General features: G+C 65.4%; 13 protein-coding genes, 1 tRNA gene and 1 pseudogene. 7 read left to right on the top strand and 8 right to left on the bottom strand.

Going from position 1 to position 18594, the window contains the following annotated elements:
* Positions 1-4: 4 nt before the first annotated feature.
* The 3 genes from NG900_RS03720 to NG900_RS03730 form a co-directional block, all read right to left on the bottom strand.
* A complete protein-coding gene (locus NG900_RS03720; RefSeq protein WP_252676813.1) occupies positions 5-1417 on the bottom strand; it encodes a 3-oxoacyl-ACP reductase in 1413 nt (470 codons plus the stop codon).
* A 31-nt stretch (positions 1418-1448) separates the two neighbouring features.
* Positions 1449-3959, bottom strand: coding sequence for an acyl-CoA dehydrogenase (locus tag NG900_RS03725; protein ID WP_252676815.1), 2511 nt, complete (start codon positions 3957-3959; stop codon positions 1449-1451).
* A gap of 113 nt (positions 3960-4072) precedes the next feature.
* Positions 4073-5137 (bottom strand): TetR/AcrR family transcriptional regulator, encoded by a 1065-nt coding sequence (locus NG900_RS03730; RefSeq protein ID WP_252676817.1) that lies wholly within the window; start codon positions 5135-5137, stop codon positions 4073-4075.
* 526 nt (positions 5138-5663) lie between these two features.
* On the opposite strand from NG900_RS03730, the gene NG900_RS03735 reads away from it, so the two are divergent.
* A complete protein-coding gene (locus NG900_RS03735) occupies positions 5664-7322 on the top strand; it encodes a DEAD/DEAH box helicase (RefSeq protein ID WP_252676818.1) in 1659 nt (552 codons plus the stop codon).
* A 5-nt stretch (positions 7323-7327) separates the two neighbouring features.
* Positions 7328-8371, top strand: a complete 1044-nt coding sequence (locus NG900_RS03740) for a serine/threonine protein kinase (protein ID WP_252676820.1) — start codon at positions 7328-7330, stop codon at positions 8369-8371.
* Between the two features lie 27 nt (positions 8372-8398).
* Here the strand turns inward: NG900_RS03740 and NG900_RS03745 are convergent, their stop codons facing one another.
* Positions 8399-9304 carry a pirin family protein gene (locus NG900_RS03745; RefSeq protein ID WP_252676822.1) on the bottom strand — a complete coding sequence of 302 codons (906 nt, stop codon included), beginning with the start codon at positions 9302-9304 and terminating at the stop codon, positions 8399-8401.
* A 152-nt stretch (positions 9305-9456) separates the two neighbouring features.
* On the opposite strand from NG900_RS03745, the gene NG900_RS03750 reads away from it, so the two are divergent.
* From NG900_RS03750 to NG900_RS03760, 3 genes are all read left to right on the top strand, one after another.
* Complete coding sequence (locus NG900_RS03750; protein ID WP_252676824.1) at positions 9457-10374, top strand: LysR family transcriptional regulator; 918 nt, start codon at positions 9457-9459, stop codon at positions 10372-10374.
* Positions 10375-10830: 456 nt separating this feature from the next.
* Complete coding sequence (locus NG900_RS03755; protein WP_252676826.1) at positions 10831-11571, top strand: response regulator transcription factor; 741 nt, start codon at positions 10831-10833, stop codon at positions 11569-11571.
* Between the two features lie 73 nt (positions 11572-11644).
* Positions 11645-11977: a cupin domain-containing protein gene (locus NG900_RS03760; protein WP_252676828.1), complete on the top strand. Its 333-nt coding sequence runs from the start codon at positions 11645-11647 to the stop codon at positions 11975-11977.
* Here the strand turns inward: NG900_RS03760 and NG900_RS03765 are convergent.
* Both NG900_RS03765 and NG900_RS03770 read right to left on the bottom strand, forming a co-directional pair.
* Positions 11961-13175: pseudogene (locus NG900_RS03765) on the bottom strand (FAD-dependent oxidoreductase). The gene NG900_RS03760 and the pseudogene NG900_RS03765 sit on opposite strands and share 17 nt — an antisense overlap.
* A gap of 60 nt (positions 13176-13235) precedes the next feature.
* The gene (locus NG900_RS03770) at positions 13236-13904 is read right to left on the bottom strand and encodes a TetR/AcrR family transcriptional regulator (RefSeq protein ID WP_252676832.1); all 669 of its coding nucleotides are present in this window, start codon (positions 13902-13904) and stop codon (positions 13236-13238) included.
* 121 nt (positions 13905-14025) lie between these two features.
* Here NG900_RS03770 and NG900_RS03775 point away from each other — a divergent pair, with 121 nt between their 5' ends.
* Positions 14026-15576, top strand: coding sequence for a flavin-containing monooxygenase (locus NG900_RS03775; RefSeq protein ID WP_252676833.1), 1551 nt, complete (start codon positions 14026-14028; stop codon positions 15574-15576).
* A gap of 23 nt (positions 15577-15599) precedes the next feature.
* Complete coding sequence (locus NG900_RS03780; RefSeq protein WP_252676835.1) at positions 15600-16556, top strand: alpha/beta fold hydrolase; 957 nt, start codon at positions 15600-15602, stop codon at positions 16554-16556.
* Between the two features lie 71 nt (positions 16557-16627).
* Here NG900_RS03780 and NG900_RS03785 read toward each other — a convergent pair.
* Positions 16628-16704 (bottom strand) — tRNA-Met (locus NG900_RS03785).
* A 48-nt stretch (positions 16705-16752) separates the two neighbouring features.
* A complete protein-coding gene (locus NG900_RS03790) occupies positions 16753-18456 on the bottom strand; it encodes an MFS transporter (protein WP_252676837.1) in 1704 nt (567 codons plus the stop codon).
* Between the last annotated feature and the right edge of the window lie 138 nt (positions 18457-18594).

An 18594-nucleotide genomic window follows, 5' to 3' on the forward strand; every position in this document is an offset into this window, starting at 1 on the left:
GATCTCAGGCCCCCAGCAGGCTCTGCCCGCACACGCGCACGACATTGCCCGTCACGCCATTCGATGCGGGGTTCGCAAACCAGGCAATCGCCTCGGCCACGTCGACGGGCTGGCCGCCTTGGCTCATGGCGTTCATGCGGCGGCCCGCCTCGCGGATGGCAAACGGCACGGCCGCCGTCATCTGCGTTTCGATAAAGCCCGGCGCCACCGCATTGATGGTGATGCCGCGTTCGGCCAGCAGCGGCGCCCCGGCCTGCACCAGGCCGATCACGCCAGCCTTGGAGGTTGCATAGTTGGTCTGCCCGAGGTTGCCGGCAATACCGCTGATGGACGACACGCACACGATGGCGCCACCCGCGTGCAGCGCATTGGCCGCGAGCAACGCATCGTTGATGCGCAACTGCGCGGCCAGGTTGATGTCGAGCACGCTGCGCCACGCGGGCTCGGTCATGCGGGCGATGGTCTTGTCGCGCGTGATGCCGGCGTTGTGTACGAGGATGTCGATGCCGCCCATCGCCGCGAGTTGCTGCGCGAGCAGGGCCGGTGTTTCCGGTGCGGCGATGTCATACGCCAACGCTTCGCCGCCGATCGCCTGCGCCACGGCATGGAGGCCGTCCTGCGCAGCGGGCACATCCAGGCACAGCACGCGCGCGCCGTCACGCGCAAGCACGTGCGCAATGGCGGCACCGATACCGCGCGAGGCGCCGGTCACCAGCGCGGTGCGCCCGGTCAGCGGCTTCTGCCAATCCACGGAGACTGTCGCTGCTGCATGCACACGCACCACCTGCCCCGATACATAGGCCGAACGCGCCGACAGCAGAAAACGCAGTGTCGATGCCGCTGCGTTCTCCGCACCTTCGGCCACGTAGACGAGCTGTGCCGTACAGCCGCGCCGGACCTCCTTGCCGAGCGAGCGCGTGAGCCCTTCCAGCGCACGCTGCGCAATCGTGGCTTCGGGTGTCTTACAGCCCTCTGGTGGTCGTCCAATCACCACGATGCGCCCGCAGCGACCGATGGCACGCACGCCGTCGTGGAACACGTGATACAGCGCGTCGAGGCCATCGATGGAGGTGATGCCCGTCGCGTCAAAGACGATGCCGCCGATGCGGTCGAACGCATCGCCGTCCTTGCCGGTAGGCGCGACAAAACGGCCCGTGATCTGCCCGTGCCGGTTGGCCGCGCCCAGCCATTCCGGATCGCTCTCATGAAACCGCGTGGGCACCCCGATCTCGGCAAACAGCGCGGCAAGCGTCTCGCGCATTGCACCGCCAGGTGCCAGGCCGACCAGGAACGGCCCGACGAATTCGGGCTCCTCAGGGACGTAGCGGCGCAGCGGCACCGGCTGCGGCAGGCCGAGGTTGGCCGACAGCCACTTGCCGAACCCGGAACCCACGAAGTCGAGATACTTGTCTTGCATCGTTGTTGTTGTGTCGTCTGATGTCGCGCCGTCAGGCCGCGCGGCGCTCCGCAGCCTGCAGAGTGTCGAGCGCATCCTTGCGGCGCTGCAGGTCGGCCAGCAGGTTGAAGTCGGGCGGGAAGTCGTCCACGGCGACGGCGTGTTCGCCGTAGCGCGCGTAGTCGCAGAGCTGCTTGCGCTCGGCTTCGTCGATCAGGCCTTGTGCCACGGCCTGCGCGGTCCACGCTTCGAAGTCGGGCAGGCTCTGCGGCACGGGCGGCAGCTTGCCTGCGCGGATGGCGGGTTTCAAGCGCAGCTCAATCGCGTCGACGGCAGGCTGCAGGCGGAAGGCAGCTTCGCCGTAGGCAATCGGGTCGACTTCGGGCGACGGGCAGTACGAGTCGGCCAGCAGTCGATCACGCGCTGCGCCTGGCGTCTGCATCAGCTCGGCCACTTGGGCGGCCAGCGCGTCCGACGGTTTGCGATAGGGCGCACCAAACGGGAAGATCAGCACGCGCAGCACTCCTGCCACGCCGCGGTTCGGGAAATTCGCCAGCACCCCGTCGAGCGCGTCGTGCGCTTTCACCAGCGCGTCCTGCACGGACCAATGCACCAGCGGCGCATCTGCAGCGGGGCGGCCCTCGTCTTCAAAGCGCTTGAGCGTGGACGAGATCAGGTACATCTGCGAAAGGATGTCGCCCAGCCGTCCGGTGATGCTCTCGCGCCGCTTGAGCGTGCCGCCCAGCGTGAACATCGACACGTCGGCCAGTAGCGCCAGCGCAGTTGAGAAGCGGTTGACGGCCTGGTAGTAGCGCTGCATTTCGGGCGCCGCACTCGAGGGTGCCGGCGCTACGCGTCCGCCCGACAGCGCATGCAGGAACGCACGCACGAAGTTGCCCGCGATGAATGCCCCATGGCCGAACAGCGCCGTGTCGAAGGCGCGCAGCGTCTCGGGGGAATCGGGCCCTTGCGCCGCCGTCATCTCGCGCAGCACATACGGATGGCAGCGGATCACGCCCTGCCCGAAGATGATCAGGCAGCGCGTCATGATGTTCGCGCCTTCCACCGTGATGGCGATCGGCACCTGCTGATACGCGCGCGCCAGGAAGTTGTTCGGGCCCATGCAGATGCCCTTGCCGCCCACGATGTCCATTGCATCGGTGACGACATCGCGCGCCCGTTCGGTGACGTGGTATTTGGCGATGGCGGAGATGACCGACGGCTTCTCCCCCAGGTCCACGGCCAGCGCAGACAGGCGCCGCGCCGCATCCATCATGTACAGGTTGCCGCCCATGCGGCCGAGCGCTTCCTGAATGCCTTCGAACTTGCCGATGGGCGTGCGGAACTGGCGACGCACGGCGGCATACGCGCCGGTGCTGCGCACAGCCAGCTTGGCCATGCCCACATTGGACGACGGCAGCGAAATCGCGCGGCCCGCCGCCAGGCATTCCATCAACATGCGCCAGCCACGGCCGACCTGCGCTTGCCCGCCGATCACCCAGTCGATCGGGATGAATACATCCTTGCCCCAGTTCGGGCCGTTCTGGAACACCGCGTTCAGCGGCCAATGGCGTCGGCCGATATTGACACCGGGATGCTTCGTCGGGATCAATGCGCACGTGATGCCCGGTTCCTTGTCGCTACCGAGCAAGCCATCCGGATCGACCGCACGGAAGGCCAGGCCCAGCACCGTCGCGATCGGGCCAAGCGTGATGTAGCGCTTGCTCCAGGTCACGCGAAAGCCCAGCGTTTCGCGGCCCTCGTGCATGCCGCGGCAGACCACGCCGACGTCGGGGATGGCCGCGGCGTCGGAGCCGGCATACGGGTTTGTCAGCGCAAAGCAGGGGATCTCTTCACCGCGTGCGAGGCGCGGCAGGTAGTGGTTCTTCTGCGCTTCGGTGCCGTAGTGCAGCAGCAGTTCGGCGGGCCCGAGCGAGTTGGGCACCATCACCGACACGGCCGCTGCCGAGCAGCGCGTCGACAGCTTCATGATGACCTGCGAATGCGCGTAGGCCGAGAAGCCTTTGCCGCCGTACTCCTTCGGGATGATCATGCCGAGGAAGCCCGCCTGCTTGGCATAGGCCCACGCCTCGGGCGACATGTCCTGCCAGATCTGCGTGCTTTCCCAATCGTTGGCAAGGTCGCAGAGCTTCTCGGTTTCCACGTCGAGGAATGCCTGCTCTTCCGGCGACAGGCGTGGCGGCGGCGATGAGAGCAACCGCGACCAGTTCGGCCGGCCGGAGAAGAGTTCGGCATCCCACCAGACCGTGCCGGCTTCAATGGCGTCGCGCTCCGTGTCGGACATCTCCGGCATGATCTTGCGGAACATCGCCAGCACACGGCGTGTGATCAGCGCGCGGCGCAGGGGCTTGATCGCGAGCACCAGCGCGGGCAGTACGAAGACGATGGCAAGTACCGTGGTCATCACCGGGCCGACCAGGCCGAGCCACGCGCCGGCCAGCAGCCACACACCGGTGGCGACCAGCCACGCCGCTGCCGAGGCTTCCATGCTGGCGAGCCCGAGCGCGCCGATGCAAAGCAGGACGATCCAGATCGTCGTCATGAGGGTCTCCAATCGATGCGGTCTTGTGCCGCAGGCGTCGGGCAGGCGGCGCCTGCCGAATGCCCGAGCGACTCTTGTGCCTGCGCGCGGAAGATCCGCGCGGCGTCTGGGTATCAGGCGCTGGGGTTGCGCCAGGGGCGCATCGGGTTGGCCGGGAAGATCGCGCGCGCGGCGTTGCTGCGGCGGATGGCCAGCGCCCGGGTGCGCGCCGTCGGTGCGGCGGTGGCGTCGCTATCGTCGCTGCCGTCTCCCTGATCGTCGTGGTCATCGGCGGCGAGGGCGTCGTGCTCGTCTGCGTCTGCGCTGGAGCGCGCGACGGGCGTGCGGCCGAACAGATCCCCGGCGAACGGCGAGGCGGTAGCGGGCGTCGTGGGACGCTCGGCCGTGCGGCCGTTGCCGTGCCCGGCCAGGCGCCCGGAGCCGCTGCCGTTATTGCCGCTGGAGGCGTCGTCGGCGCGGGCCACAGGCGTGGGCACCTGCGCTTCGGCCAGTTCGACCACCTGGTCGAGCGCGCCGGCCTCGCCGGTGTCATTGGGTAAGGGGGCGTTGAGCGTGGCCACCACCAGCGCCGTCAGGCGCGCCAGCAGCGAGGCATCGGTCATCGGCTTGCCCTGCGTGAACATCGGCAGCAGGTTGTTGAGGTCGTCGCCCGCCAGCACGCCGGCGAGTGCCTTGAGCGAGAAGTGCAGGCGCCAGCCAAGCTCAGCGCGCGGGACGTGCGGCAGCGCGCCCGAGAACGCCTCAAAGAAGCGACCAAACACCGGCGCGTAATGGCCGAGCAGATAGTTCTGCACGAACGGCGAGGTGTCGGAATACACGCGGCCCATCAGGCGCAGGAAGGCTGGGCCGCCGGTGTCCGGGTTGCGCGCCATCTGCAGCGCCGGCACGAACAGCGCGCCGAGCACGTGGTCGCAGGTGAGCTGCTCCTTGGTCCAGCGTTCTTCGCAGGCGGTGAGCAGCGCCAGGCGGCGCGTGTTGAGCGGATCGAGTCGGCGGCCGAGCACCGACTGCATCAACGCTTCCTTGCTGCCGAAGTGATAGTTGACCGCCGCCAGGTTGACCTTGGCACGCGCCGTGATCTGCCGCAACGACATCGCCTCGTAGCCGAACTCGATGAACAGCAGTTCGGTGGCTTCCAGAATGCGGCCCTTGGTGTCTCCTGCTCCAGGTCGTCCCATGTCTCCTACCTCGTTTTTTTGGTTCGATATCGGGGGCGATTGCTGCACTGCAGCGCTCGAACAGACGATTCAAACGTGTGTATTTGTATTGCTTGGGCATGTTAGGAACAGACGTTTGAAAACGCCAAGCGACCAATTCGAGCGCCGACTCTAAAGCGCAGTAGTCAGACGCACAAATTCAAGCCAAACAAGGTGTAAAAAGAAAGTGAGCACAAACATTACTCGGGTGATGAGAACGAGCCCATCTAGCCTGACCACTCAGCCGGCCGGCTGAAGCCTGCTTGAAGTCCGGCAAGGCGGGCGGCAACGGCGTGTGCGAACGCAGCCGTGGACAATCCGTCGCGGAGGCCGAAATCGGACACATGAAGCGCACAAAACCAGGCCCCGGGCCGCATCCTGCTAAACTACGGCCCTTCTTGCAGTTCATGCAGTCCCCGGGGTCCAGTCGCCCCGTCACCTACCTAGGCTTTGTCCACGATTGGCGCACGAACGAATGCGCGGGACACGCCGGTCCAATCGCTTTTCCATGTCGTTTTCCGAACTCGGCTTGTCAGACAAGCTGGTACGCGCCGTGGCCGAACTCGGCTACACCGAACCCACTCCGATTCAACGCCAGGCCATCCCCGCAGTCCTTAAGGGCGGTGACCTGCTCGCCGGTGCACAGACCGGCACCGGCAAGACCGCCGGTTTCACGCTGCCGCTGCTGCATCGCCTCTCTGCCACGCAGCCGAACAAGGTGCAGACGCCCAACGGCATGCGCTTCCCGATCCGCGCGCTGGTGCTCACCCCCACGCGTGAACTTGCCGCGCAGGTGGAAGAGAGCGTGCGCGCCTACGGCAAATACCTGCCGCTGAAATCGATGGTGATGTTCGGCGGCGTTGGCATCAACCCGCAGATCGATGCGCTCAAGCGTGGTGTCGATATCGTCGTGGCTACGCCGGGCCGCCTGCTGGACCACGTGGGCCAGCGCACCATTGATCTGTCGCATATCGAACTGCTGGTGCTGGACGAAGCCGACCGCATGCTCGACATGGGCTTCATCCACGACATCCGCAAGATCCTCAACATCCTGCCGCCCAAGCGCCAGAACCTGCTGTTCTCGGCCACGTTCTCGGACGACATCCGCGAACTGGCCGACCGCCTGCTCGACAAGCCGGCGCTGATCGAAGTCGCACGCCGCAACACCACGGCCGAGACGGTCGAGCAACGCATCTACCCGGTAGACCGCGAACGCAAGCGCGAACTGCTCGCCAAGCTCGTGCGCGACAACGACTGGCACCAGGTGCTGGTCTTCACGCGCACCAAGCACGGCGCGAACCGCCTGGCCGAACAGCTCTCGCGTGACGGCATTCCGGCGCTGGCGATTCACGGCAACAAGAGCCAGTCGGCACGCACGCGTGCGCTGACCGAGTTCAAAGCCGGGACGCTGCGTGTGCTGGTTGCCACCGACATTGCTGCGCGCGGGATCGACATCGATCAACTGCCGCACGTCGTCAACTTCGACCTGCCGAACGTGCCGGAAGATTACGTGCACCGTATCGGCCGTACGGGCCGTGCGGGCGCGCAGGGCGAGGCGATCTCGCTGGTCTGCGTGGATGAGCATGGCCTGCTGCGCGACATCGAGCGCCTGATCAAGCGCGAACTGCCGCGCACCGTGCTGGAAGGTTTCGAGCCGGACCCGAGCATCGCGCCGGAGCCGATTCCGAACGGTCGCAACTCGGCGGGCCGCGGTGGCAACGCGCGTGGTGGCCGCCCGGGTGGTGGTCGCAACCAGCAACCGCGCCAAGCTGCTGGTGGCAACGCTGCACCGCGTGAACCACGTGCGCCGCGTGAGCCCCGCGAACCGCGTCGTGAATCGAGCGGTAGCGGCAATGGTCAGGGTCAGAGCCAAGGCCAAGGTCAGGGCCGCAATGGTGGCGGCAGCCGCCAGCGTCAGGCACAAGGCCAGCGCGATGGTCAGGCAGCACCGAAACCACGCACCGGCAACGGCGCGGGTAATGGTCAGTCGCACGCACGTGGTCAACGCCAGGGTCAGACCCAGGGCAATGGCAACGGGCAGGGCGGTCAGCGTCGTTCCTCGAACACGCAAGCCGCGCAACCGGCCAAGGTGGCACAACCGGCCAAGCAGCCGTTCAACGGCCTGTTCGCCAAAGCAGCTGCATTGCTCGGCGGCCGCAAAGCCTGACGTTCATGCACGGTAGCGACGACAGCGGCCAACCCGCATCCGCCGACGCCCCATACGACGGCCTGACGCCCGACAGCATCCTCGATGCGCTGGCGCAGGTTGGGCTGATGCCGGACGGCCGCATGTTCGCGCTCAACAGCTACGAGAACCGCGTCTACCAAGTCGGCGTGGAAGACAGCGCACCGGTGGTGGTCAAGTTCTACCGCCCGGGCCGTTGGAGCGACGCACAGATCGTTGAGGAACACGCCTTTACCGCAGAGCTTGCGGCGGCTGAAATCCCGGTGATCGCGCCGCTGGAAATCGAAGGCAGCACGCTGCACGCGTTCGAGCGCTGGCACTTTGCGGTCTTCCCGCGTTGTGCGGGCCGCGTGCCCGCGATTGATCGCGACGACACGCTCGAATGGATGGGGCGCTTTCTCGGCCGCATCCACACCGTGGGTGCGCAACGCCCGTTCATGGCGCGGCCCGCGCTCGACATCGACACCTTCGGCGTGCAATCGCGCGACTGGCTGCTCGAGCACGACTTCATCCCGCCCGATTTGCTGCCCGCTTGGCGCAGCGTGGCCGATGCCGCGCTCGACGGCGTGCGCCGCTGCTACGACCGCGCAGGCGATGTCTCGCTGCTGCGCCTGCACGGCGATTGCCACGCCTCCAACGTCCTGTGGATCGAGGAGGCAGACGCCAAGCAGGGCGACCCGCTGCGCTCGGCCGGCCCGCACTTCGTCGACTTCGACGATAGCCGCACCGGCCCCGCCGTGCAGGACTTGTGGATGCTGCTGTCAGGCGATCGCGCATCGATGCAGTCGCAACTCGCCAGCCTGCTGGCCGGCTATGAGGACTTCTGCGAATTCGACACGCGCGAGTTGTATCTCGTGGAAGCGCTACGCACCCTGCGCCTGCTGCACTACAGCGCTTGGTTGGCGCGTCGGTGGAATGATCCGGCATTCCCAGCCGCGTTTCCGTGGTTCAACACGCAACGCTACTGGCAGGACCGGGTCTTGGAATTGCGCGAGCAGATCGCGCTGTTGGACGAACCGCCGCTCTGGTGAAACCGAGCGGCGGTTTTTCTTTAGGCTTTAAGCGAACTTGCCAGCCTGGAAGTCACGCACAGCCTGGAAGATCTCTTCCTGCGTGTTCATCACAAACGGGCCGTATTGCGCGATCGACTCGTTCAGCGGCTTGCCCGCCACCAGCAGCACGCGGGTCTCTGCATCCCCCGCGCGGATGACCACGCCGTCGCTGCCTTCCGTGTTGGCGAGGATGGCCATCTGCTTGTCATCCACGCGTTGCAGGCCTGCGTTGCCCGGTGCTTCGGCATCGCCCACCTGCGCGCTGCCGCGGAACACGTAGACAAACGCGTTGTGCTTTTCCGGCAGCGATTGCGCGAACGATGCCCCGGCCGGCAACGTGATGTCGAGGTACAGCGGTTGCGTGGCCTCACGCGTCATCGCGCCTTGCACGCCTTGCGATGCACCGGCGATCACGCGCACCGCCACGCCGTCTTCCGTCGTGAACTCGGGAATCTCTTCCGACGGGATGTCGCGGTACCACGGCGTCGTCATCTTGTCGCTGGCGGGCAGGTTCAGCCAGAGCTGGAAGCCTTCCATCACGCCGTCTTCCTGTTCGGGCATCTCCGAATGCACGACGCCGCTGCCGGCCGTCATCCACTGCACGCCGCCGTGCTGCAGCAGGCCTTCGTGGCCGGCGCTGTCGCGGTGGCGCATGCGGCCCGCGATCATGTACGTCACCGTTTCAAAGCCGCGGTGCGGGTGATCGGGGAAGCCGGCCAGATAGTCGTTCGGATCATCGCTGCGGAACGCGTCGAGCATCAGAAACGGGTCGAGCCGGCGCTGCAGGTTGTTGGTCAGCACGCGGGTGAGCTTCACGCCCGCGCCGTCCGACGTGGGCCGGCCGGTCACGATGCGCTCCACGCGACGAGCGCGCTGCACTTCATTCGCTTGCGATTGCACGAGGGTTTCCATGTGCTTCTCCTGAAATTCGGGATTTGTCATACCCACAATGTAGGGTGGTTGCCCCTTTTGCACTAGTCGGTTATGGTGGGAAAAAATGTTGCTCGCGGCGGGACAATTCCAAACAGAGACCGGCAGGCACAACGATCAGAGGAGGAAACCACGTGGATCTGAACCAACTGGCGCTGTTCGTGCGCGTTGTCGAAGCGGGGAGCTTCACAGCGGCGGCAACGCGACTGGATTTGCCCAAATCGTCCGTCAGCCGGGGCATTGCCGCCCTGGAACAGGATTTGAACGTACGCCTGTTACAGCGCACCACGCGCACGCTGCATCTGACCGACGCGGGCCAGAGCTTGTATCAAGTGGCGTCGCATGCACTGGAAGACATCGAGCGCGCCACGACGTGCGCGGGCGAGTTGCAGGACTTGCCGCGCGGCAAAGTGCGGATCACGTCCTCGGAAGACGTGGGACGTTTGTTGGTGGCGCCGGTGGCTGCACGCTTCATGCAGCAATACCCGGAGATCGACCTGGACGTGGTGCTCACGCCGCGCAATGTCGATCTCGTGCAGGAGGGCTTCGATCTGGCGGTGCGTGTCGGACGCCTGGCCGACAGCTCGCTGGTGGCGCGGCCGCTGGGCGTGCTGCGTATCGGCCTGTTCGCGTCACCGGAGTACCTGCAGCGCAGTGGCGTGCCGGAGACCGTGCACGATCTTGCGGGCCACTGCTGCCTCGACTTTCGCGGCACCGGCCGCGGTGAGACGCAATGGCGCCTGGTCGGCCCCGATGGCCTGAAGACCGTGGCTGCGCGCGCGCGCCTGAACGCCGACAGCCTTATCTACCTGGAAACGCTGATCGCCTCCGGCGCCGGCATCGGTCCGCTGCCGCTATACGCGAGTGCCGTGGCGCGTGCCAATGCGCCGCTGCCGCGTCTCGTGCGCGTACTGCCCGACTATGCCACCAGCGGCGAGCCGATCAACCTCGTCACGCCGTCCGCGCGCTTTGTGCCCAAGCGCGTTCGCTTGCTCATCGACATGCTGACGGAGTCCGTTCGCCAGGAACTTGAGAACGCCGATCCCGCCTGAGGTGTCGCACTACGTTGGGCGTCAAATGTTGTCACGACTGATCCGGCTGTGCCGATCGCACGGCATCATGCGCCCACGTGTGCCGGACAAATACGTCGTTCCCTCCTTGACGTACCCCCCGTGAAGCGTTGCAGTGCGTCCCCCCGGTGCACTGCGATGTGTCCGGCATACGCGACCCTTGGGTGTTTCTGATCCCGTCACGTTGTGAGAAACACCGCAGCCCGGACCTCGTTGTCCGGGTTTTTTTTTTGCCGTTTTCCGCCGAGAGCATACGGATTGCGGCGTTTCAAGGGACTTCACAAATTAGGACTCTTCTCATGGTTCGTGGCAAACCTCGCCATGAAAATTGCAGACACGTAACACATGCAACGGATCGCGTTAAAGCGCGACCGATCGGGGCCAACCGGTGCCCGCGCCATCCCGGCAGGCATGTGAGCAACTTTCACGGAACCGAACATGCGAATCGCCTTACTTGAAGACGATCCCTTCCAGAGCGAAGTCATTGTCCAGATTCTTTCCCAGGCCGGCCACGACGTGGTCACCTATACCGACGGCGCTACCCTGCTGCGCATGCTGGGCCGCTCTTCATATGACATGCTGATCCTCGACTGGCATACGCCGGGCATGCTCGGCATCGACGTGCTGAGCGTGGTGCGCAGCCGCCACAAGGACGTGTTGCCGATTCTCTTCGTCACGGCCGAAGAGGGTGAGAAGAGCCTTGTGCGTGCGCTGACGCAAGGCGCCGACGACTACATTGCCAAGCCGTTCCGCATTCCCGAGCTGCGCGCGCGGGTCGATGCGCTGCTGCGCCGTGCGTACCCGATTCCGTACGGCCGCCTGCCATTCGACGTGGGCCCGTACCACTTCAACCCGCAGCGCCAGCAGGTCACGCTGCACGGCGAGCCTGTCACGCTGACGGGTATTGAATTCCAGCTCGCACTGCTGCTGTTCTCGAACGTGGGCCGCACGCTGTCGCGCGACCACATCTTCGGGCAGGTGTGGGGCCGCAACTCGTCGGAGTACACCCGCACGATCGACAGCCACGTCTCGCGCATCCGCATGAAGCTGAACATCGAGCCGGTGAACGAGGTGCGCCTGGTGGCGGTGTACAAGCACGGCTACCGGCTGGACCACCTGAAGCCGGCGGATGACAACAGCGCATTGATGGACGATGACGCATTGTCGTACGCCCGCTAAGCACGGACCCGCATAACGAGGGCGACACTGCAGCACATGCGGTGTCGCCCTTGGTGCTTTTTCATCGGCTGGTATGCTCGACGCCTCTTATTTTTCAGCCGAGGCCGGTGTGCCGCTTGTCAATCTCAATGCTGTTGCCGAAGCGCTTCCGAATGCGTGGTCGTCCTGCGTGGTGGAGCGGCTTGGCGGCGGCAATTTCAAGGTGCTGCGCATGGATGGCACGGCGTATCCGGATGAGGTGCATGACTACGCCGAGGGCCTGCTGGTGATCGAGGGGGGGCTGCGTCTGCGCATTCACGATGCCGCGGTGACGGTCTCGCGTGGCGAGCTCTACGTGGTGCCGGCCGGGGTGCCGCACAGTGTGGATGCGGGCAGCGCGGGCACGCTGGTCATTCTGGACGTGTAAGCGAGCCGTCTGTTGTCTCGCTGACGGGGGCTGGGGCGAATGCGGCATCGCGCGCAGGCGGTTCCGCCAGGCTGCGTTTCATGAGCCAGGTGACGCCGGGGATGCGCAAGCCGGCCGTGAACACGACGTCGCGCATCCAGCCACCATACCGCGCCTAGAAACATGGCGTGAGTGCGCGGCTGAGCGTCTGGTAGGCCTGCACGGTGCGCAGCCGCCGAGCGTGGTAGGCAAGGGCGCCATCCACTGGGCCGTGGGCTTGTACGCACGATGCCAGTGCCAGGGCATCTTGTGCGGCCAGCGTGGTCCCCAGGCCGAGTTGCGGGCTCATCGCATGCGCGGCGTCGCCGATGACGCAGTAGGGCGGCTTGGCCAGTGCGCGCGGCCATGTGTGGCGATAGAACGCGAAGGGCAGGTCGTCGTGCGCGCGGATCTGCTCGACGATGGGCGCGGCTTGCGGCCAGAGGCTCAGCACGTGGGCTTTCCAATGCGTGATATCGGTCTGGCGCCAGGTATCGACGGCATCGCTGCGCAGGCTCCAGAACATCGAGAGCCGCGTGCGGGTGCCATCCACCTGGGTGGGCAGCAGGCCCATCATTTCGCGTGTGCCGCGAAAGCGCTGCTGCAGCACGCGCGCGTTCCAGCCGTCGACCCATCCCTGGAACCACAGCGTGCCCCAGCGGTATGTGCTTGACGGCCCAGCCAGACCAGCCGGCTCGCGCAGCGCGGAGGCTGCGCCGTCGGCAATCGCGAACAGGTCGAAGGTCGATTCACCGCGCGCATGGGTGACGCGTGCGCGCGGGCCGTCGCGATGCAGTTGCGCGATGCCGCAGCCGAAGTGGAATGTCGCGCCCGCGTGCAGAGCGGCGTTGTAGAGCATTGACGACAGGGCATGCCGAGTGACCGCCCGGCCAGGGGTATCGGCGTAGTCGATGTCGAGCAGGCGCCAGCCGCGATGGCTCAGGCCGATCAGCCGGTCGATCGGTGCGCCGATGCCTTCCAGCTCACGGCCCACGCCGAGCGCTTCGAGCGCACGGATCCCCTGCGGCTGGATCAGCAGGCCCGCGCCCACGGCGGTCAGTTGCGGATGCTTTTCGAAGACGTGCACGTCATGCCCCTCGCGGGCAAACGCAATGGCGGCGGCCAGGCCGGCGTTACCGGCACCGGCAATGCCGATGGACAGCGGGTGGGGTGCAGTCATGAGCGTGGCGGATCGTGTGTCCACGATGATAACGATACGGCACGCAGGTGAAGGCTGCGCCTAAGCGCCCATCATGGTGCGCAACGTGCCGAGCAGCACCTGCCGGCAATTGCGCACCATTTTTTCTTCGGGGTCCCGGTACCCTGTCAGCAACCACGCGGCCCCCACGTTGGTCATGGCGCCCACGAGTGCAAGGCCGATGATGCGCTGATCGGCGCGCAGGTCGGCGTCGTCGACCTCCGGTGCGCCGGGCGGTTGCGCGTTCGCCATGATCTGCCTGCCGAACTCCAGCAGGTTGCGCTGGTAGGTCGCGTCCGTTTCGGGGCTCACGCCCATCACTTCCAGCAGCAGAACACGCGCCGCGCACGGGTCGCGCAGGAACGTGAAGAACGCGTGCAGGCCGGCGTCGACGCGTGCTTCCAGGGTGCTGTCTGCCGCAGCGGTCGCTTGCCCGACCTGTGCGCGCAGGTCTTCGGCATGTTGCTGGTAGGTGGCGCGCAGGAGCGCTTCGGTGCTGTCGAATGCGGCGTAGAAATACCGGTCGTTGAGCTTCGCCTCCTGGCAGATCGCCCGCACGGTGGCTTTGCGGAATCCCACCGTGCCGAAGACGCACGTGCCGGCCCGGATCAGCGCGTCGCGGCGTTCCGCATCACGTGCTTCTGGCGCCACACCGCCGTATGGGCGGCCTCGTTTGGCCGGTGCGTTGGCCGTTTCAAATGTTTTCTCCATTCCGCTATTTGACGTCAGGACGCGGGAAAATTAAAGTGGTGACGAATCACACCACATTTAAGGCGACAGTTGCCGGGCTGCATCGCTGGGCTGCGTCGCCGGTTGCCAACGAGGAGACCGCATGGACACCACGATCGAGCGAAGCGCCAGCGCACAAGCGCCGCGCCACCGCGCAAGCGCGCCGGACACCGATTTCGATGTGCTGATCGTGGGGGCGGGGCTATCCGGCGTGGGCGCCGCCTATCACCTGCGCGAGCGCTGCCCGTCCGCACGCTTCGCCATCCTGGAGGGGCGCGAGACGATCGGCGGCACGTGGGACTTGTTCCGCTATCCCGGCATCCGCTCGGATTCCGACATGTTCACGCTCGGCTACAGCTTTCGCCCGTGGCACAGCAACAAGGCCATCTCCGATGGCCAGACCATTCTCGATTACATCCGTGACACGGCGCGCGTGTTCGGCATCGACAAGACAATCCGCTTTCGCCACAAGGTGACGGGCGCAAGCTGGGATTCCGCCGCCGCGCGCTGGACCGTGCAGGCGCTGCGCAGCGACGGCACGCGCGACGAGCCGGTGCAGTTCACCTGCAAGTTCCTCTACATGTGCAGCGGCTACTACGACTACGAAGAAGGCCACGCCCCCACGTGGCCCGAGATGGACGAGTTCCAGGGCCGCATCGTGCATCCGCAGCATTGGCCGCAGGATCTGTCGTACGCCGGCAAGCGCGTGGTGGTGATCGGCAGCGGCGCGACGGCCGTCACGCTCGTGCCTGCAATGGCCGACACCGCGCAGCACGTGACGATGCTGCAGCGCTCGCCTACCTACATCGTGTCGCGGCCGGAGCAGGATGCCGTCGCCAACCGCTTGCGCAAGTGGCTGCCTGCGGGGCTGGCGCACCGGCTGGTGCGCACGAAGAACGTGCTGCTGACGATGTACTTCTACAACCTCGCACGCCGCAAGCCGAAGGCCTTCAAGAACTTCATCATCAGCATGGCGGGCAAGCAGATCGGGCCCGGGTTTGATGTGCGCAAGCACCTCACGCCGCGCTACAACCCGTGGGACCAGCGCCTGTGCCTGGTGCCCGACGGCGATCTGTTCAAGACCATTCGCTCGGGCAAGGCCTCCATCGCCACCGACGAAATCGAGCGCTTCACGCCCACCGGCCTGCAGCTTAAGGGCGGCGAGCATCTTGCTGCGGACGTCGTCGTTACAGCCACGGGGCTCAAGCTGAAGGTGCTGGGTGGGACGTCGATCACCATCGACGGCCGCCCGGTGAACCTAGCGGACACCGTGTCGTACAAGGGCATGATGTACAGCGGCGTGCCGAACCTGGCGTCGTCGTTCGGCTATACGAATGCCTCCTGGACGCTCAAGGCAGAGCTGATCGCGCAGTATGTGTGCCGGTTGCTCAACCACATGCAGTCCAACGGTTTCGATACCTGCGTGCCGCGTCTCGACGACGACGCCATGGCGCGCGAACCCGCCGTCGACCTGAGCTCCGGCTACATCCAGCGGGCCGCGGCCATCCTGCCCAAGCAGGGCGACAAGCAGCCGTGGAAGTCGCACCAGAACTACGCGCGCGACCTGATGATGCTCAAGTTCGGGTCGCTTGCCGACAGCGCCATGCAGTTCGAGCGCCGTGCGCAGCCGATCGGCGCCGCACAACCCGCCTAACCGCCACCCGCATCGGGAGCATCATGACCAGCATCGTTCTTGGCGTTATCGCGCTTGCCGTCTTGGCACCTGTCGCATTCACGTTCTTCATCGCGCGTCGCGTCACCAAGGGGTTTCCGCCCGAAGGCAAGTTCGTCGATGTCGGTGGAGACCGTGTGCACTACACCGATCGAGGCGCGGGCCCGGCCATCGTGTTCGTACATGGCCTGTGCGGCAACCTGCGCAACTTCGCCTACATGGATCTGCAGCGGCTGGCGCAATCGCACCGCGTGATCGTGATCGATCGCCCCGGGGCAGGGCGTTCGGTGCGGGGTGCGGATTCGACGGCCAATATCTACGCACAGGCGCGCATGGTCGCCCAGTGCATCCAGAAACTAGGCTTGGACAAGCCGGTGCTGGTGGGGCACTCGCTGGGCGGGGCGATTGCGCTGGCCGTGGGGTTGAATCACCCGCAGGTGATTCGCCGCCTCGCATTGATTGCGCCGCTCACGCACCTCGAGAGCACATCGCCCGGTGCATTCAAGGGGCTGGTGCTGCCGTCGCCGCTGATGCGCAAGCTGGTGTCGTGGACGCTCGCGATCCCCATGTCGATCATCAATGCGCGCAAGGCCACCGACGTGGTCTTTGCGCCCGAGTCGATGCCGAAGGATTTCCCGTTCAGGGGCGGCGGCTTGCTGGGGCTGCGTCCGCACGTCTTCTATGCGGCATCGACCGATCTCGTTTCCGCGCCGGAAGACCTGCCTGACATGGAGCGCCGCTATGCCTCGATGACGGTGCCGGTCGACGTGCTGTACGGCCGCGGCGACCGCATCCTGAACGTCAAGCGCCAGGGCGAGGCGCTCAAGCAGAAGCTTGACCGCGCGAACCTGCGCATCATCGACGGCGGCCACATGCTGCCGGTGACGCAGCCGGCGTTGACGACGGATTGGGTGCTGGGTATTGCAGCGATGGTGCCAGCGCCAACCGAGGCTGTTGCATAACCCCAAGCGGGGCCGCCAGCGCGGTGGCCAGAAAAGCAAAAAGCCCTGCCGAAGCAGGGCTTTTTGGTATTTGGTGGCGAATCAGGGACTCGAACCCCGGACCTGCGGATTATGATTCCGTCGCTCTAACCGACTGAGCTAATTCGCCGAAGAAGCGGGATTCTACCGTTTTCTGAGGATGTGTCAACCCCCTTCGTCAATCATTGCGATAAATATCCACGTCCTTGGTTTCGCGGACGAACAGCGCCCCGATCACGAAGGTAATGGCCGCGATCCAGATCGGGTACCACAACCCGTGATAGATATTGCCGTTCTGGGCCACCAGGGCGAACGAGATGGTCGGCAGCAAGCCCCCGAACCAGCCGTTGCCGATGTGATACGGCAGCGACATCGACGAGTACCGGATGCGCGTCGGGAACATCTCCACCAGCATCGCCGCGATCGGGCCGTAGACCATGGTCACGTAGATCACCAGAATCACCAGGATCACCAGCACCATGACCGTGTTCATCTGGGCCGGATCAGCCTTGGTCGGGTAGTTGGCTGCCTTGAGCGACTCGGCCACCTGCTTCTTGAAGTCGGCGATCTTGGTCTTGCTGTCGGCGTCGAAGCTTTGGCCGTCGGCCGTGCGGCTGGCGTTGAGCGAGGCGATTTCCTTGCCGGCGATCGTCACCGTGGCGACGGTGCCTGCGGGGGCGTCTTCCGACTCATAGCTGGCCGACGATTGCGCCAGCGTGCGCTTGGCGATATCGCACGACGAGCGGAAATCCACTTCGCGCGCGATCGGGCTGCCCTGGAACGAGCATTCCTTCGGATCGGCCTTGACGACGATCTGCGCCGTTTGCTGGGCACGCTCCAGCGCCGGGTTGGCGTAGTGCGTGAGCGCCTTGAACAGCGGGAAGTACGTCAGCACCGCCAGCAGGCAGCCGGCCAGGATGATCCACTTGCGGCCGATGCGGTCCGACAGCGAGCCGAAGAACACGAAGAACGGCGTGCCGATGGCCAGCGCCACCGCAATCAGCACGTTGGCCGTGAACGCGTCGACCTTCAGCACCTGCGTGAGGAAGAACAGCGCGTAGAACTGGCCCGTGTACCAGACCACTGCCTGGCCGGCGGTCAGGCCGATCAGCGCCAGGATCACGATCTTCAGGTTGCGCCATTGGCCGAAGGCTTCCGTCAGCGGGGCCTTGGAGGTTTTGCCTTCGGCCTTCATCTTCTGGAACGCCGGCGATTCGCTCATCGAAAGGCGGATGTAGACCGATGTGGCCAGCAGCAGAATCGACACCAGGAACGGGATACGCCAGCCCCAGTCGTCAAACGACTTGCCGGTCAGCTCGCGCACCACCAGGATGACGATCAGCGAGAGGAACAGGCCGAGCGTGGCGGTGGTCTGGATCCACGACGTATACGCACCGCGACGGCCGTGCGGGGCATGCTCGGCGACATACGTGGCAGCGCCGCCGTACTCACCGCCGAGTGCCAGGCCCTGCAGCAGGCGCAGCGCGATCAGGATGACCGGTGCGGCCACGCCGATCGTGCCATACGAGGGCAGAAGGCCGACGATGAAGGTCGACGTGCCCATGATCACGATGGTCACCAGGAACGTGTACTTGCGCCCGATCATGTCGCCCAGGCGCCCGAACACCAGCGCGCCGAACGGACGTACCAGAAAGCCCGCCGCGAATGCCAGCAATGCAAAGATGAAGCCGGCCGTCGGATCCAGGCCCGAGAAGAACTGCTTGGCGATGATGGCCGCAAGCGAGCCGTAGAGATAGAAGTCGTACCACTCGAACACCGTTCCCAGCGACGAGGCGAAGATGACCTTCTTCTCCTCCTTCGTCATGGGCGCGGGCTGGACGCGGCCTGTGGGCGCGTTCGGTGCACTCTGCACGGTTGCCATGTTGTCTCCTGTTTTCGTAGGTCGTCCCGCTGGGCATGGACATGACAACGCAAAGCAATTCGCCCGCGGAATTGTGAGCGATTGTGGAAACCGAAACTTACTGCGTTCTGACACGGATGCCTCGTCAACAAGGCATTT

The sequence above is a fragment of the Ralstonia soli genome (assembly GCF_023955655.1).
Classification (GTDB): domain Bacteria; phylum Pseudomonadota; class Gammaproteobacteria; order Burkholderiales; family Burkholderiaceae; genus Ralstonia; species Ralstonia soli.